Source organism: Streptomyces sp. NPDC020845, assembly GCF_044334165.1.
Taxonomy (GTDB): Bacteria; Actinomycetota; Actinomycetes; order Streptomycetales; family Streptomycetaceae; genus Streptomyces.
This window is the reverse complement of record NZ_JBIRSJ010000007.1, coordinates 17,110-32,306: the sequence shown is the minus strand read 5'-3', so window position 1 is coordinate 32,306 and position 15,197 is coordinate 17,110. Positions and strand designations below refer to the sequence as shown.

14 protein-coding genes and 2 pseudogenes are annotated in these 15,197 nt (G+C 64.7%); 7 read left to right on the top strand and 9 right to left on the bottom strand.

The annotated features are described in order from the left end of the window. Positions 1-161: 161 nt before the first annotated feature. Both ACH4U7_RS18680 and ACH4U7_RS18675 read left to right on the top strand, forming a co-directional pair. On the top strand, positions 162-1,355 hold the full coding sequence (locus ACH4U7_RS18680) for a sensor histidine kinase (protein ID WP_398528995.1): 1,194 nt from the start codon (positions 162-164) through the stop codon (positions 1,353-1,355). Next, positions 1,343-1,987 (top strand): response regulator, encoded by a 645-nt coding sequence (locus ACH4U7_RS18675; RefSeq protein WP_398528994.1) that lies wholly within the window; start codon positions 1,343-1,345, stop codon positions 1,985-1,987. The genes ACH4U7_RS18680 and ACH4U7_RS18675 overlap by 13 nt, the downstream gene beginning before the upstream one ends. Positions 1,988-2,151: 164 nt before the next feature. Here the strand turns inward: ACH4U7_RS18675 and ACH4U7_RS18670 are convergent, their stop codons facing one another. Next, a complete protein-coding gene (locus ACH4U7_RS18670) occupies positions 2,152-3,627 on the bottom strand; it encodes an MFS transporter (RefSeq protein ID WP_398528993.1) in 1,476 nt (491 codons plus the stop codon). Positions 3,628-3,728: 101 nt separating this feature from the next. Between ACH4U7_RS18670 and ACH4U7_RS18665 the strand changes: the two are divergent. Then, a pseudogene (locus ACH4U7_RS18665) lies at positions 3,729-3,974 on the top strand (XRE family transcriptional regulator); the annotation flags it as partial. A 101-nt stretch (positions 3,975-4,075) separates the two neighbouring features. On the opposite strand, the gene ACH4U7_RS18660 reads toward ACH4U7_RS18665, so the two are convergent. Together ACH4U7_RS18660 and ACH4U7_RS18655 are read right to left on the bottom strand one after the other, a co-directional pair. Beyond that, positions 4,076-4,474: a hypothetical protein gene (locus ACH4U7_RS18660; RefSeq protein WP_398528992.1), complete on the bottom strand. Its 399-nt coding sequence runs from the start codon at positions 4,472-4,474 to the stop codon at positions 4,076-4,078. An 844-nt stretch (positions 4,475-5,318) separates the two neighbouring features. Continuing rightward, complete coding sequence (locus ACH4U7_RS18655) at positions 5,319-6,560, bottom strand: helix-turn-helix transcriptional regulator (RefSeq protein WP_398528991.1); 1,242 nt, start codon at positions 6,558-6,560, stop codon at positions 5,319-5,321. A 202-nt stretch (positions 6,561-6,762) separates the two neighbouring features. On the opposite strand from ACH4U7_RS18655, the gene ACH4U7_RS18650 reads away from it, so the two are divergent. From ACH4U7_RS18650 to ACH4U7_RS18640, 3 genes are all read left to right on the top strand, one after another. Continuing rightward, positions 6,763-6,918: a hypothetical protein gene (locus ACH4U7_RS18650; RefSeq protein WP_398528990.1), complete on the top strand. Its 156-nt coding sequence runs from the start codon at positions 6,763-6,765 to the stop codon at positions 6,916-6,918. A gap of 590 nt (positions 6,919-7,508) precedes the next feature. After that, positions 7,509-8,279, top strand: a complete 771-nt coding sequence (locus ACH4U7_RS18645; RefSeq protein WP_398528989.1) for an HNH endonuclease — start codon at positions 7,509-7,511, stop codon at positions 8,277-8,279. 146 nt (positions 8,280-8,425) lie between these two features. Next, the gene (locus ACH4U7_RS18640) at positions 8,426-8,986 is read left to right on the top strand and encodes a hypothetical protein (protein WP_398528988.1); all 561 of its coding nucleotides are present in this window, start codon (positions 8,426-8,428) and stop codon (positions 8,984-8,986) included. A 261-nt stretch (positions 8,987-9,247) separates the two neighbouring features. Here ACH4U7_RS18640 and ACH4U7_RS18635 read toward each other — a convergent pair whose 3' ends face one another. From ACH4U7_RS18635 to ACH4U7_RS18610, 6 genes are all read right to left on the bottom strand, one after another. After that, the gene (locus ACH4U7_RS18635; RefSeq protein WP_398528987.1) at positions 9,248-9,721 is read right to left on the bottom strand and encodes a hypothetical protein; all 474 of its coding nucleotides are present in this window, start codon (positions 9,719-9,721) and stop codon (positions 9,248-9,250) included. A 2-nt stretch (positions 9,722-9,723) separates the two neighbouring features. Continuing rightward, positions 9,724-10,044 (bottom strand): hypothetical protein, encoded by a 321-nt coding sequence (locus ACH4U7_RS18630; RefSeq protein ID WP_398528986.1) that lies wholly within the window; start codon positions 10,042-10,044, stop codon positions 9,724-9,726. Positions 10,045-10,092: 48 nt separating this feature from the next. Continuing rightward, complete coding sequence (locus tag ACH4U7_RS18625) at positions 10,093-10,437, bottom strand: hypothetical protein (protein WP_398528985.1); 345 nt, start codon at positions 10,435-10,437, stop codon at positions 10,093-10,095. A gap of 1,923 nt (positions 10,438-12,360) precedes the next feature. Next, positions 12,361-12,546, bottom strand: coding sequence for a hypothetical protein (locus ACH4U7_RS18620; RefSeq protein ID WP_398528984.1), 186 nt, complete (start codon positions 12,544-12,546; stop codon positions 12,361-12,363). Beyond that, positions 12,543-12,827 carry a hypothetical protein gene (locus ACH4U7_RS18615; RefSeq protein WP_398528983.1) on the bottom strand — a complete coding sequence of 95 codons (285 nt, stop codon included), beginning with the start codon at positions 12,825-12,827 and terminating at the stop codon, positions 12,543-12,545. The genes ACH4U7_RS18620 and ACH4U7_RS18615 overlap by 4 nt, the downstream gene beginning before the upstream one ends. Before the next feature lie 107 nt (positions 12,828-12,934). Continuing rightward, positions 12,935-14,347 (bottom strand): recombinase family protein, encoded by a 1,413-nt coding sequence (locus ACH4U7_RS18610; protein ID WP_398528982.1) that lies wholly within the window; start codon positions 14,345-14,347, stop codon positions 12,935-12,937. A 138-nt stretch (positions 14,348-14,485) separates the two neighbouring features. Here ACH4U7_RS18610 and ACH4U7_RS18605 point away from each other — a divergent pair. Further along, positions 14,486-15,154: pseudogene (locus tag ACH4U7_RS18605) on the top strand (XRE family transcriptional regulator); the annotation flags it as partial. Positions 15,155-15,197: the final 43 nt, after the last annotated feature.

Below are 15,197 nucleotides of genomic sequence, written 5' to 3'. Positions count from 1 at the left end.
CGACTCGGCTCGGCTGCTCCTCGGGCACGTTCACCAGCCTCCCCGGCACGATCGCGCCTGTCGGTAACGCGAGTTGCCGAATGGGGGTGGCACTAGTTGCACCCCCGATCCGGGTACGGGCGTCAGCGACCGGCCCCGAGGCGGCGGTCTAAGGTCGGCGCATGAGACTCCCCACCGCGCCGCGAGCAGCGCTCACCCGGCTGCGGCGCGACGCGGTATTCGGGCTCGCGGGCATATCCGTGCAGTTCCTGGCCCTGTTGGTGTTGAGCGTGCCGTGGCTGGTCGACGACCAGATCTCGTCCCTGCCGGGCGTCCTGGTCGCCGTCGCCCTCCCGGTCGCCGCCCTGGCCGCCGTCAGCCCGGTGTTCACCCGCATGCAGCGGCGCCGTTTCAAGGGCCTGCTGAACGTCGACATCCCCGGCCCGGCCCGCTGGGGGCGGGAACTGCGTTACAACCTGTTGGTCGCCCCTGCGATCGCCTGCGGCGGGGTGCTGGTCTGGGGCTTCGCTCTGCTGATGGGGCTGGCGGCCTCGACCGTATTCGTCTGGAGCGCGCCGGCCGGGCGGCTGAAGTTCCTGCCCACCGCCATGGCGACCACGTATGTCACCGCGGTCGGCCTGGCTCTGCTGGCCCTCGCGTACTGGCTGACCGGCGCCCTCGTACGGCTCGACGTCCGCGCCGCCACCGCGCTGCTGGGCCCCGACCCGGCGAAGGAGTTGAAGCGCCGGGTCGAGGACCTGACCGAGCGCCGCGCGGGCACCGTCGACGCGGCCGACGCCGAACGCCGCCGCATCGAACGCGACTTGCACGACGGCGCCCAGCAGCGGCTCGTCTCCATGGCGGTCAACCTCGGCCTGGCCAAGGCCACGCTCGGAGATCTGCCCGAGGAGGCCCGCAAGGTCATCGACGAGGCGCACCGGGAGGCTAAGGAGGCCATCGAAGAGCTGAACAACCTGGTGCGTGGCCTGCACCCGGCCGTCCTCGACGACCGCGGCCTGGACGCCGCCCTCTCCGGCATCGCCGCCCGCGCCCCACTGCCGGTACGGCTGCACATCGACATCCCCGAGCGCCCGGCGCCCACCGTCGAGGCCGTCGCCTACTTCGTCGTCTCCGAGTCCCTGGCCAACACCACCAAACACGCACAGGCCACGGGGGCCGATGTCACGGTCGTCAGAACGGGCGACATACTGCGCGTGGTGATCGCCGACGACGGGGTCGGCGGCGCCGACCCCGCCCAGGGCAGCGGCCTCACGGGGCTCGTGGGGCGCGTGGGCTCCGTGGACGGGACCTTCGACCTCAGCAGCCCCCGCGGGGGCCCGACCGTCATCACCGTGGAGCTGCCGTGCGTGCTGTGATCGCCGAGGACTCGATCCTGCTGCGGATCGGCCTGGTGAAGGTCCTCCAGACCGCGGGCTTCGAGGTCACGGCGGAGGCGGACGACGCGGACGGTCTGCTCGCGGCGGTCGAGGAACACCGCCCGGACATCGCCGTGGTCGACGTCCGGATGCCCCCGGGCTTCACCGACGAGGGTGTACGGGCCGCGCTGCTGATCCGCCGCCAGTGGCCGGACACGGCGGTGCTGCTGCTGTCCCAGTACGTGGAGGAGCGCTACGCCGCGGACCTGCTCACCACGCACACCAGCGGGATCGGCTACCTCCTCAAGCAACGCGTCGCGGACGTCGAGGACTTCATCGCCGCCCTCCACCGCGTCGCGTCCGGCGGCACCGCCCTCGACCCCCAGGTCGTCGCCCAACTCCTCGTCCGCCGCCACCGCGACCCCCTGGACCGACTCACGGCGCGCGAGCGGGAGGTATTGGAGCTGATGGCCCAGGGGCGGTCGAACGCGGGGATCGCGGAGGGGTTGGTGATCAGCGAGTCGGCGGTGGCCAAGCACATCAACAGCATCTTCGCGAAGCTGGACCTGCCGGTCGCGGACGGCGACCACCGGCGGGTCCTGGCGGTCCTGCGCTTCCTCGGCGTGGGCTGACTTCCCCCCATCCCGTCCCATGGCTTCCCAACCCCTGCCCATGTGCGGCTCCGCCGCATGGGGGCTCCGCCCGGGGCTTCGCCCCGCGCCGTGCCCGGGGGCCGCAGCCGGGCCCCGCAGGGGGCATCCGGGCTGCCTCGTCGCCCGGTTGGAGTGAAGGCCGCTCACCCCAGCATCCGCGGCAACCGCAGGCTCAGCAGCCCGGTCACCACGATGCCCGCGAGCTGGAGGGCCAGGGTTCGGACCATCGCGTCGCCCATGCCCATGGAGGGGGTCAGGGTCAGGAAGAGGGTGCCGAGGGTGGCCACGCCCAGGGCCAGGGCGGATTGTTGGGTGGTGACCATGACGCCGCTGCCGACCCCCGCCCGTTCCGCGGGGACCTCGGCGAGGATGCCGCGGATCAGGACGGGCAGTTGCAGGCCCTGGCCGAAGCCGGCGATCGCGATGCCGGGGAGCAGGTCGGCGAGGGTGAGGTCGGTCCAGCTTTGGTGGACGGTCAGGATCAGCAGGGCGATGCCGACGGCCTGGATCACCGAGCCCGTGGTCACGACGCGGTTGCCGTAGCGGCTGACCAGGCGTGGGCCCATCAGGGAGGCGATGAAGAAGGTCGTGGCCATGGGCGTCAGGGCCAGGCCGGCTTCGACGGGGCCGTAGCGGAGGCCCTGCTGGAGGGCGACCGCGATGACGAACATGAAGCCGCCGAAGCCCGCGCTGAACGGGAGGAGCATCAGCAGGCCCCGGCGCAGGCCGGGCAGGGCGAACAGGCTCGGCGGGAGCAGCGGGGTGCGGCCGGAGGACTCCAGTCGGCGTTCGATGGCGTAGAAGGCGACGGCGGCGAGGGGGAAGGCGGCCAGCAGCAGCCAGGTCCACAGCGGCCAGCCGGCCGCGCGGCCCTCGGTCAGCGGGAGCAGCAGCGCGATCAGGGCGAGGGCCAGCAGCGCGGTGCCGGGGACGTCGACGGGCGCGGGGCGGTCGGAGCGGGTCTCCGGGATGGCGCGGGCGGCGAGGGCCAGGCCGGCCAGCGCGACCGGGACGTTGACCAGGAAAACCGCGCGCCAGCCGGTGCCCGCGAGGTCCGCGGCCACCAGTACGCCGCCGAGGATCTGCCCCGCCACCATGGCAAGGCCGGCCGTGGCGCCGTACAGGCTCACCGCGCGGGCGCGGCGCGGCCCGGAGGTGGTGGCGTGGATGGTGGCGAGCACCTGGGGGAGCAGCAGGGCCGCCGAGGCGCCCTGCGCCACGCGGCCCGCGACCAGGCTCCAGGCGTTCGGTGCGAGACCGCAGGCCAGGGACGTCAGCCCGAAGGCCGCCATACCGGCGAGGAAGAGCCTGCGCCGCCCGAAGGTGTCGCCCAGCCGGCCGCCGAGGACGAGCAGTACGGCGTACGCGACGCCGTACCCGGCGACGACCAGCTCCAGCAGGGCGGGGCCCGCGTTCAGATCGCGGTCCATGGCGGGCAGGGCGACGTTGACGATGAAGAAGTCGATGAGAGGGAGGGCCGCGCCGAGCAGCACGGTGAACAGGCCGAGGGCGTTCAGGGCCCCGTCGGCCTCGTCGGCGTCGTGCGCGGCCCCGGCGGGACCGGAAGCCCCGGCCGCCCTGGCGGCCGGTGTCTGGGTACGGATGGTTGTCTGGCTCACGGATATGACCCTCGCGCCCGGCTCAGCCGGGTACCAGAGTCTTCTTATCCTGGTACAAGAACTACCTGGAAACCGGCTGAGCCCTCAGGCACCCTGGTCCCATGACCACCATGGCCCAGGAGAGCGCGACGGCCGCTACCGCAGCCACCGCCGCCACCGCAGCCACCGCCGCGACCGACGGCATACGCCGCGACGAGCTCGCCGCGTTCCTGCGCAGCCGGCGCGAGCGGATCACCCCCGAGCAGGTAGGTCTGCCGCGTGGGCGGCGCCGGCGTACGCCGGGGCTGCGCCGCGAGGAGGTCGCCCAGCTCGCCGCGGTCGGGGTCACCTGGTACACCTGGCTCGAACCGTACACCCGTCGGGATACACGTCAACAGACATGCGCTTGAGCAGCACAGAACCCCGCTCGGAGTCATCATCCGAACGGGGCCCAATGCCAACCTCGGGGCTAGCCGTCGCTCTGCCAGCCGCGCATCTGGCGCTTAACCTCGCTCCTCATGGCGTCCATTACCGGGTCCGTGACTTTCCACGAGTGGTCGCCAGGGTGCTGCCGGAAGAAGTGGCACACGTCATCTCCGTCGGGCGCGTCAGCCACACACGCGGGAAGGTACTCGAACCTGTGCCCGCCGTTGTCGTCCCACAGGAACCACAGATACTCGCCGTTGACGTCTTCTTCGCTGATCAGGTCAGCGTGTTTCCCGTCGCTGTGCTCTCCGAGCTCACACCATACGTACAGGCATGCCCCTGTGTACGTGCGGAATTGCTCTACCGGCTGATGTCCGGCGGCCAGTAACTCGGCGGCCAGTTCGCCTACGGGCAGTGTTGATACCCGAGTGCATTGCAGCATGTTCAGTGCTCCTAGAAGTTAAGAGCCCCCGTCCGGTGCCACGGGGGGAGCACGCGACGGGGGCTCATCCGATCCGCTGAGCCTTGTTTGCCGCCCTCAGCGGACCGGGGTCATTCGTCTCGCGTCACGCGGGCATGATCCGTAGTGACACGACGGAAGAGATCATGACCAGTCCGGCCAGTGTGGCGAAGGCACCAGTTCTGAGCCGATTCCTGTTCTTCCTGCGGTCCGGATTCCTCACTACATCCGACCGTGACGCAGAAGGCTTCGAAGGTCACTCCGCCCGCTGGCTCGTGCCGGATCGTGTGCGGAACGAAGCGCATGACGCTGCGACTCATGTGGGAGTCTCAGCGGCCGGTGCGGGACTTTTCGTGTCATCTTCGGTGTCTGACACCGGTAGCCGCATTCCGCGCGACTCAGCGATCCTGAGTGCGTCACTGAGGCATTCAGCGAGACGGGTCCCGACGTACCTCAACTCTCCGTGGGCTGCCTTCGTGTCCTTCAGTACTTCACGGGCATGCTCAAGGACTTCCGCCCCAATACCAAGCTGCACGGCTTCCATCCGGTCGGCGAGTCGAGACATGTACCCGCCCTCATCATCCGTACTCAGCAAGCACGCTTTGCCGTCGTCCGTCGTCCAGGGGAGTAACCGGGGTGCGTGTCCCGTCGCAATGTCGGCAAGATTATGCCGTCGCTGTCGGTCGCCTTCCGTCCTCTGCATGGATTCGGCCCCCTTATCCGTCTGTCGGTAAGGGGGACCGTAGGTCCAGGCAGTCCATCAATCCACACGTGCAGCACAGTAGTTCAGCAGAAACGCGCGCAGAACTACCTCGCTCCGCAGTAGCTAGCCAGCGATACCAAGATGAGCCGCCATGCTCCGCATCTCTTCCGTCAGCGTCCGCTTGCGGGTCTCGAGGATGTCTTTCATCACGCGCCGAGCCATGGGCTGATGAGTAATCCACACATCGCCGGTTTCGCGAAGACCGACAAGCTCATCCATGGCGTCTTGGTGGGACCCAAGTAGGACGTGAGCGTGGGCAACGTCCAGCCGATGGCGACCCCAGTTGTTCGTACTCAAGCGACCGAAGTTCTTCACCGCTTTGGGGCTGAGCGGACCTTCGTCAGCGCGCCGGATAACACCACGGGCATCACCCGCAAGGGCAAGATCCTCAACAGCCTTTGCTTCAGCGGTCACAGGGCCGAATGCTCCCCAATGCGAGGGGAATTCGGTGTGTTCCCGCTCAAGTGCGCCACCAGCGGTAGCCGCCATTCGGCGGGCATGCTTGGCCTCATCCAGTCGGTTGTTCCTCCGGGCAGCAGCAGCGACCCTGAGCCACAGTTCGCCCCAGACAGCAAGCTGCGCGGGTGTCGCCTCAGACATGCGCGGTTCGATTTCCGCTGCTGTTTGCGCGGCAAGCTGCTCGCTTTCGTCAAATCGGTCTTGTCGGAGCAGCAACCAGCACAGCCCCGCAACTCCAGTTGCGGCCAATTGGGTTTGGCCAGTCTCACGGGCAAGCCGTATGGCCTCAGCGAGTGCGTGATAAGCCAAGTCGTATTGCCGAACCTGCGTCAGATACTTCCCCGTGAGCAACAGCGCATGAGCCCGCGCGATCATTGCGTGTTGCCGCTCTTCACCCTCAAGAGTGGACACGGCAGCCTCAGAGGAACGCAGCAGGCTGGGGAGCTTCCGCGCAACGGACGTGTACCGGTCAGCCTGGTAGAGCGCGTGACTGTCTTGGACGCGCTGTCGGATGCTGGACGGCTCCGCAGCCTCACCAGGCTCCGACAGGGGCGCAGCAAGCCCAATAGGGGGCATGAGAGCACGCCTCAACTCAGCCAGGGAGCGACGGTTCGCCTCATCCTGCGGACCAACAACCGGCTTGGGTGCCTCGCTGGCGAACAGGGCGGAAGTCGAGAGCCCCAGCGCGCCAGCAAGAGCGGCAAGGGTGTCCATGCTGACGTGTCCGCCTTGCTCGACCTTGCGGACCGTGCTGAGGGACAGATCAGCCGCTTCGGCCAACCCTTCTTGGCTCAGTCCGGCCGTGCGCCGGTACTTCCTGACGTTGTCTGCCAACCCCGTAGACATCGGCATCACCTCACCATCAAGGGTATGCCCACGCCCTAGCTGCACAACGCGGGTTCGTCAAGGAGGTGTCCACGCAGATGACTTGACGGCCCGTAAGGGTAATGATCAACTAGCCAGAACGGAATCAAGTGTTCCGGATATACGAAAAGCCCCGTACCGACCACCAGACGGTCAGCGCGTGTGGGACCTAAGCTTGCGCACTGTGCCCTTGCTTCAGGAAGTCCTCAGCGGCTATGACGCCACGCACACCCGGGAAATGGCCCTGTATCTCTCTTGGCTGCCCGTGGCGCTGGTGGACGCCAATGAACCCGAAGAGGCAGCAGGCGTAGCCGAGCGGGTGATTTCCTTGGGCATCTGATACCCCGTCAGAAAGAGTGGTGCAACGGGTGCGCATCATTCTGGGCAGGTTGCAGGAGTACGCAGACGTGCCGGAAGTCGCCGCCCTACTCACTGAGCACCCGGCGGCTTAGCCAGGTTCGCAGCAGTGCACGCGAGCGCAAAGGCGTCAGTCAAGGAACTCGCAGGTCAAGGCATCAGGTACCCGCAGCCGGCGAAAGGTGCACATTTTCAGCCGCCAACAGCGAAAGTCAGCACCCTGGCAGCGGGTAACATGCGGGCATGGCGAAATGCGTTGAGTGTGGAACAACATTCGAGGTCGCAGACGCGCGAAAGGAGTACAACGCCGAGTTCGACGGAGACCCTGACTACTACGATGAAAGGTACGGTGCAGGCGAATTCTGCGGGAGCTGCGCCGCAGCGGAGACCAGCTCGCTCATCAATCAGGGCAATGCAATCCTCAGTGGCGAAGACTACTACTAGGGCGTTGGCTTAGCGCATCGTAAGTAGCTGGGTGTAATAGGCCCAGGGAAACACCGAAAGCCCCGTACCGGCCACCAAGAAGGCAGCGGGTACGGGGCCGACAGTCACTCATTCCTTGCGAGGTTGAAAATGGGCGTCTCCGAGAAGACCCGAAAGATCCTGTGGGTTCAGGCTGGCGGCCTCTGTGCCATCTGTAAAGAGCAGGTGATCACATCTGGGACCGCATCGGATGACCCCTCTGTATTTGGCGAGGAAGCGCACATAGTTGCACGCTCGGAGGGGGGCCCCAGGGCAGGAGGAATCGCAGAGGAACTGATTAACCACCATTCGAATCTGATTCTCCTGTGCAGCAAGGATCACAAGCGGGTGGATGATCAGCCGAACCACTTCACGGTGGAGCGGCTCCGGTTAATCAAATCGGAACACGAAACGTGGGTGCGGTCCAGGGTGGAAGCCGAAGAAACCCGATTGAGGCTGGTTCCTGATCCGTTGTTCCCTCAGTCCAAGGTGTTGCAACTAATTACGCGTGGAAACCCGCTCTGGAATATGGTCAAAGAAAGCGTCACGTTTGAGTACGCCATGCCGGATCATCTGAATGATGACGACGAAGACTTGATCATCGAATTCATGGATCTGCTGCGTGATTACCTTGACATTGCCGGGGAAATAGTAAGCGTCCGAGAGAATCGGGACGCAGAGAAGACCGTTCAGCAGTACATTAGCCGCCTAGCTGAGCGCGAATTCTTGGTGGGTGCCTTCGTCCGCCACATGCTTTTGACGGGTGGGAGCGCTGAGAGTCCAACCCCATGGCCCATGCTCAGAGTCGAAGTGCAGCCCGCATCGTTGGCAGAGGTCACAGACGAGAATGGCACCCCTTATCCCCGCGAGGCCGGGACCTAAGTGCAGGGTTCGCCCCCCGCGCAAACGCTCCAAGCTGCGGCGCTAGCTTTTTCCCTCCCTGCCGACCGTTTTCAGGGCCGGGTGGGGGTCATCCCCCGGGTGGGCACCCTTGACCCTCTGCCTTGTAGGCCGGGAAGGTTGGCGGCATGGATGCAGGATTGGCCGCAGTGCTCGGGGCGCTGGCAGGTTCGATAGCGACGATTGGCGCAGCGCTGGCAACAGGTTGGGCTCAGCGGGAAGGCGCTCGCATTACAGCTCGATCAGAGCATCGCCGAGAAAGACGGGAGCCGCGACACGCGATATACAAGGAATTTATATCGGAGGCTTCTAGAATGCGTGATCTGACTGGCCTATTCTCCCTTGACTTCGACCTGGCTCCGACAGATCATATCAACGAAGCGTTAGTCAGCCGCTGCCTTGAAGTGGCCGATACAGTCAGACAGAAGGCCATAGACGCTGCGCTTGCCGGACCGAAGGAAATCTCAGAAAACGCCAGCAAGATTGAGCATTTGAGCCATGAACTCGCTTACACGATTGGGGCATATCACAGGGTGCTCACGGAGGAATGGGGACCCACAGACATGAATGCTCTCCGCGATGATATTCGCCGAAAGCTACTTGAAGAGTCTAGGGAATTTGGACAATCTTTGAATGATTTTGTAATTCGGGCACAAGTTGCTCTAGACGATGACGGCAGTCGAAAGTAGGCGCCCCGTGCGGGTGAGACACAGGGCGCTTCCTACTATTGCGGCGGAATTACGGGCGGGTTGACCGGGTTCCCTTCACTGTCGCGCGGAGTCATGTCAATGAGCACCGATTCACCGGACTGACTGTTGCGCTGACGCTTAAGCCCACGGGGCATAGGCGCGCCATTTACCGGCGTACGTCCGTCGCCCTGCCAGCAAGGGAAACCTTGAGCATCGCGCGGGAATTGCGGGTAATCCCCGCTAGGTCCGGGGTCAAGTGCGTCACTCGCCATCGGGCACCATCCACTCAGCTTCAAGTGCGCCTACTAGGTCAGCGGCATGCATACCGGCAGCGCGAGTAATCGCCTCTTCGAGCCGGTCAGCGATCATCATGTCTCGCTGCGTCAGCTCCATTGCAGAACGGTCTTCCGGGTGCTCACCATGCAGCCGGAAATATGCTGCCCGCGCATGTGCCCGAACAGCATTGCGCTTCGCACGCTGAATATGAAAGAGGGCGACAGCCTGAATCACGTCTCCGCCTTCGTAGATGATTTCAGCGGCAGACTTCGAGCCGACTGCCTGTAGGTCGGCGTCTAGCTTCTCCCACTGAGCCAGAAACGCCGTGTCCTTCTCTTGCTGCCTCTCGGCGCGCTCAGCCGCCTTCTGGGCGGCCTTCTCGGCTTCCTGCGCCTCAAGGGCGGCTAGTTCCTCAGCGGCCTTCTGTGCGGCAGCACGGGCGTTCTCAAGGGCACTCATGCTCAGGCTCCGTATCCGCGCGCAATGCGCTGTTCGGGGGTCAGGTCAGCGGCAGATGCCGAAGGGGCAGAATCGGACGGCAGTGCGTCAAGCTGAGCGGCAGCCTTGCGGGCATTTGCGGAATAGCCCATAGAGATACGCGACTCAGCCGGAATGGCCACGCCCTTAGCCTCAAGGCTCCGAAGGTGGGAAGCCACGGAATCCGCCTCTTCGCTGGCTAGCTCAGCAAGAGACTCAAGGTGTCGCCGGTTGCGCTCCGGGCTTCCCTTATCGGTGCAAGTGGTATCCGTGCTGCGCATGTACCAGGGGGTGTTGTCAGTCATCAGTGATGTTCCTTTCAGGATGGGTCACATACCAAAACTGGTAGGTGGTCACCAGTACCAAACCCGGTTGTTCCATGCCGGGTCTTTCGGGCAGATTTCTCTCAATCGGTTGCCGTAGCGTCGCTCAGCGCGCTTGTAGCCCGTGGCGCGTAGAAGCCGGTCGAAGGTACCCAAAGGAATGAAGCTAAGGCCGGTGACTTCTTTGCATGCATCGAAAAGCAGCCCGAGACTTGCATCCGCCCCCAGCGACTCTTCGAGGGCTTCGCCCACAACGGCTACAAACACAGCGACATGCGCCCGGTCAGCCTCACTCAGTCTCGGCATCGTCACCATCCAGAGCCAGAAGGCGGAGCGCTGAGAAAGCAGCAAACAGCTCAGCGCGCGGAAACTCATCCGCTGGCACGATTGCGTGTTCTTCGAGAATGGCTATGGCCTGCGAGGCCCCGATAGCGTCCATTGGAATTACTCCGAATTTCGTGGGTAAGGGGGTCAGTCGGCTGGGATTTGGTGGATTTTCAATAAGGGGAGGGCAGGGGGTTGCGCATGGCTCAATCACAGCCCCCTGCCCTGGTCTTTATGCCGGGTGGTCACCAGCCCAGCGCACCCAGGAAGCCCGTAGTTCCTCCGGGGAAATCCCAGACGGCCGCTTCGCGTAGGCCCGGCTCATCAATTCCCCAGCGATCTTCGCTGCGGCAGTCTCGGCGGCGGAGCGCCGTTCTTTGCGACCAGCTATCGCGCGTTCGTAGGCACGCCATGCGGAATCGGCTGTGGCTTCAAAAGCCTTGCGGCGCCCTTCGTAGAACTCCCCAGCGGCTTCACGTAGGGCCTCAGCGACAGCAGGAAGAGCCGTCTTGCCGTGCTTTCGAAATGCGCGGTCATAAGCCCTGTGGCAGCGCACGCAGAGGGGCCGGTAATGCGCCGTACTTTCACTCCACAGGAAGCCATCACGGAATATCTCTGCCGGGTCCTGGTGGTCGTAGGCATGCTCAGTTGCACCCCGCCCGCAGAAGTCGCAGGGATGGAGTATGGCTGGCCCATGGGCATCAACCACGCGTGCGTGTGCTGCCTTGTATTCAGAACGTGCAGAAGTCATGGTGGAAGTCTTTCTATGTGGCTGCCCGCGTCTCTGCGCGCGGATACGAAAAAAGCCCCCAGACACGGGGAGCAATCGAAGAGGCAGCCACGCGTCTTCTGATTACTCAACCCATGCCCGGGGGCTGGTTGTGCTACGGAATTAGACCCCCGTAGCCGGGTGCTCATGTTTGCGGGTCTGGTGGTGGCTGCCACCCGCTAAGGACGTTTCCCGCCCTCAGAATTTATCTAGGGAGTGGAGTGCCCGCAAAGCATTGCAATTCAGACATGGCGGACAAGGGAATTTATGTGACGTGTGTCACGCGTGGAATCATGCGGATTTCGCAATCCCCGACGGCTGGAAATCGCGAGAAATGCAGTTTCATGGGGCAGGCGGCAGGGGGAGGGGCTTCGGATCCCTCCCTGACCTGCGAGAATGCAGAAGTGCAGATTTGAGGGCTGGTCCGGGTATCTCTGCTATATATCGCGAGAAGTATTGAAGGTGGGGGTCACTTCTACACTTCTACATTTAGGCAGGTCAGGCGGGGTTTCTGGCGATGTGTCAGAAACCTACCTACACTGGAACTGGTTTTTCGCCCGTTCTGCGCTGACCGCGCCACGGGGCGACCGGAGAGTGTGACCAATCCGACGGGGTGTCAGGTGCGCTACCGGCTAAAGCGGAAGGGTGTGTTCCGAAGCTTCCGCATGCCCCTGTGAGGGTATGAGAAAGCCCCGCCGGGCCGGGGGTCCAACGGGGCTAGAAGGCTCTCAGGCGGCCACTCAGTGCGTTACTGGCCCCTGCCTCCCTGTACAGCTCTAGAACGTCCAACCTGCGTTCTTCGGATGGCAGTAGTCCGGAACAGTTGCAGCACTCGTAGTAGTGCTCGCAGTGTCCGGCGGCACGGCACCCGGCAGCGTCCGTCGGAAGGTGGTCCGTGTGGAACCGGTATGCCCGTAGCGCGAATTCCCCCGCCGCTTCCTTTGCCGCTTCATGTTGGTCGGTCTCATGACTTGTCATACCGCACGTGGCGCATGGTGCTCCCCTGCCATGGCTCAAAGGCTGTTCACTCATGCCGCACTCCCCTTCGACTGGCCGTCGGTGGACCTTACCGGCTCACTGTCGTGCCAGCGCACCAGGGAAGCCCTCGGCGGCCCTGTGAGGGCATGCGAAAGCCCCGCCGGACCACTGGGGCAGACGGGGCTAGAAGGCGCTCAGGGGGGGGCGCTCAGGGTTTCCCTGGCGCTCTATCCGGCAAGAGACTCAGGGAATCCCATGAGTGCCTGTTGCAGCGCCTCAAGGCGTCCCATGTGCTGCCGGAGTAGGATCGACTCCCCTTCGGTTGTCTGACGGACGTACAGGGCTTCCAGCATGCGCGTGATGCGTCGCCACTCGCACTCTCGATACCAGGCAAGCTCTTCGGCATCGCTCATGACTCGGCACCTTCCAGAACCATGCGCAGTGCCTCACGCAGCGAACCAACGGCGGCAGCCATGGCGTGTGTGTCGGTGAAGTCCAGCGGGTCAGCCTTCGCCAGCGCTGCCCGCGCAGTCACCACAGCAGGGCTTTCGGTGGTAGCCGCCCATTCCTGCCCCAGCGCGTCACGGTGCGCGTCCTGGTGGCCCTTCAGGCGTACGCACGGGATGCGGTGACGACCGATCGCGGGACCGTTCTCCCATCCGGGCTTACGTGCGCCGCAAGTCTCGTTGCTCATATGCTGTTCTCTCCTCTGTTGAGGACACCGGTCCGGTCTCTTCCGCCAAGTCGTGGCCGGACCGGTGTCATGGATTTCTACGGCAATCAGCCGTAGAGGTTCGGGGGCTATGCCGCTGCTTCGTAGTCGGCAGGCTCAGGCTTCGCGGCCCATTCGATGACCACGCGTCCGCCCTGGTGACCCTTCGGGTAGACCGTGATCTTGCACCCGCGCTGAGTGAGCAGAACGCGCTGTTCGTCCTCATCCTGGCTGTCCCACACTTCCCAGAGCTCCGTATTCGTCGCCGTCCGTGTCTCGGTAACTTCAGGGTCGTGTTCGGCGCTCAGGCGGGCGTATGTGGCCTTGAGGTCTGCAACCAGGGCGCGCAACTCTCCGGCGTCTTCCGGGTCCATCAGAAGGAGGTTCGCGGAACCGCGCTTGATCTTGGCCTCAAGGTCTGCCATTTCCCCGCTGTGGTCGATACCGCCCGAGTAGGTCACTGCGTACAAGGGCTCATGGCCGAACTTCTCTCGGAACTCCTCGAACACCAGAGGCTCAATGCGGTCAGCCATGACGGAGCCGTGCCCGTTCTCGCACTTGTACAGGGGACGTTTACGGGACGAAAGCCCACCGTTGTACTTGCAGCCCTGATCGCAGACAACCATTCCGGCCAGCCACGGGGCGTCACGCCGTTCTGCGCGTTCGCCCGCTTCAAGTTCCTTCAACCGGTCCTGTAGCCGCTTGTAGGTGGCAGCGTCGACCACTTCCGGGCCGAACTGCACGGGGGTCACTCCGTCGTCTTCGGTGACCAACTCCCCGTTGTGCTCACGCCACCCGCGCAGAACTGCGCCACGAAGCAGCTTGCGCCACTGGTAACGGCCAATCGGCAGGGGCTCAGCCGTAGCGGCAAGGCTTCCACCCTTCCCGCCCTTGAGGAGTGCGGCAATCTGCTTCCGCACCAGGGCAAAGGCTTCGCCATCCTCGGCGAGATAGGCCTTACCGTCGCGTCGCTCTATCGTGTACGGGAACGGAGCCTTCCCGCTGATCCATCGGCCCTGTGTCCGGCGCTCTTCGTGGGCTGCCTCGCTGCGGTCCGTGATGATGCCCAGTTCCCATTCCGCAACGGCAGCAATGATCGTTGCGATAAGGCGCCCGGTACCGGACTTGTCGGCGGAGTCCAAAAGGCCATCGGACGTGATCAGCCGCACGCCCTTTTCGTCAGCCCAATCCATAAGCTTGCGGAACTCACGCACGCTGCGAGCAAACCGGTCCAGCTTCCAGGCGATCACGCATATCGGACGGTCAGCCATGATTCGCGCCATGCCCTTTTTCCGGGTCTCCAGCGCGCTGCCGCCGCTGACTCCGTCGTCAATGTAGGCGTTGGCTTCTGCCGCAGCGATCGTCTCAGCGTCAAAGCCGAGTGCTTCCGCCTTGAGTCGGCAGGCTCGAAGCTGCACGTCAAGCGAGGATGATTCGTCGGACGAGCGGGACAGCCGGAGACTGAAAGCCAACTCCGGGCGAGTGCTCTTCGTGGGTGTCATGGCGCTGCCTCCCTGGTTCGTGGGGGAGGTAGCGAGTCGATTGCTCGGCTTGCTGACCAGCGAAGATGCTGACACCAGGGCTCCCAGGGAACGGGCCTAGGTGTGACCTGAGTCATGTCCTAGGCGGTGAACTGTTCCCTCGAACAGGCCCGGGACATCCATGTCTCCACCCAGGTCCTCGACGCCATCGCCCGCGCGCTGCTCCTCGACCGCAGCGAGCGGCAGCACCTGTTCGCGCTCTCAGGGGCCGTCGACCCGAACCCCGGCAGCCAGTGCACGGGGGTGACCCCGGCGCTGCGGCTGATGCTCGAGCAGCTGGAGCCGTTCCCGGCCTGCCTGCAGAACTCGCGGTTCGACATCCTCGCGTACAACCGCACCTACGGGCGGCTGCTGTGCGACCTGGAGGCGGTGCCGCCGGAGGACCGCAACTGCCTGTGGCTGTCCCTCACCCACGACGACTGGCGCGCCGGCATGGTCGAGCGGGAGGAGGCGATCCGGGTGATGGCCGCCAAGCTCCGGGCCGCGATGGCCGAGCATCTGGCCGAGCCGACGTGGAAGGCGCTGCTGAAGCGGTGCCAGGACGCCTCGCCCGAGTTCCGCGAGGTCTGGGCCCGGCATGAGGTGCTGCGGCCCGGCGACAAGGTCAAGGTCTTCCGGCAGGCGCAGGTGGGCATGCTCCGGGTCACCGGCACCAACCTGTGGACCGGCCCGCGCTCGGGGCCCAAGCTGCACGTCTACACCCCGGCGGACGCCGAGACCCACGAGCGCCTGGAGCGGCTTCACGCGCTGGTGCTCGCCGAGGTCTGAGCGGCACCGCGCTTTCCGGAGAGGGTCGTAGCGCCGCCTTTGC

Excerpts from the sequence above, each read along its gene's own strand:
- ACH4U7_RS18680 (WP_398528995.1), top strand. The coding sequence starts at position 162 with ATGAGACTCCCCACCGCGCCGCGAGCAGCGCTCACCCGGCTGCGGCGC.
- ACH4U7_RS18660 (WP_398528992.1), bottom strand. The coding sequence starts at position 4,474 with ATGCTGCAATGCACTCGGGTATCAACACTGCCCGTAGGCGAACTGGCC.
- ACH4U7_RS18655 (WP_398528991.1), bottom strand. The coding sequence starts at position 6,560 with ATGTCTACGGGGTTGGCAGACAACGTCAGGAAGTACCGGCGCACGGCC.
- ACH4U7_RS18645 (WP_398528989.1), top strand. The coding sequence starts at position 7,509 with ATGGGCGTCTCCGAGAAGACCCGAAAGATCCTGTGGGTTCAGGCTGGC.
- ACH4U7_RS18640 (WP_398528988.1), top strand. The coding sequence starts at position 8,426 with ATGGATGCAGGATTGGCCGCAGTGCTCGGGGCGCTGGCAGGTTCGATA.
- ACH4U7_RS18635 (WP_398528987.1), bottom strand. The coding sequence starts at position 9,721 with ATGAGTGCCCTTGAGAACGCCCGTGCTGCCGCACAGAAGGCCGCTGAG.
- ACH4U7_RS18630 (WP_398528986.1), bottom strand. The coding sequence starts at position 10,044 with ATGACTGACAACACCCCCTGGTACATGCGCAGCACGGATACCACTTGC.
- ACH4U7_RS18625 (WP_398528985.1), bottom strand. The coding sequence starts at position 10,437 with ATGAGTTTCCGCGCGCTGAGCTGTTTGCTGCTTTCTCAGCGCTCCGCC.
- ACH4U7_RS18620 (WP_398528984.1), bottom strand. The coding sequence starts at position 12,546 with ATGAGCGATGCCGAAGAGCTTGCCTGGTATCGAGAGTGCGAGTGGCGA.
- ACH4U7_RS18615 (WP_398528983.1), bottom strand. The coding sequence starts at position 12,827 with ATGAGCAACGAGACTTGCGGCGCACGTAAGCCCGGATGGGAGAACGGT.
- ACH4U7_RS18610 (WP_398528982.1), bottom strand. The coding sequence starts at position 14,347 with ATGACACCCACGAAGAGCACTCGCCCGGAGTTGGCTTTCAGTCTCCGG.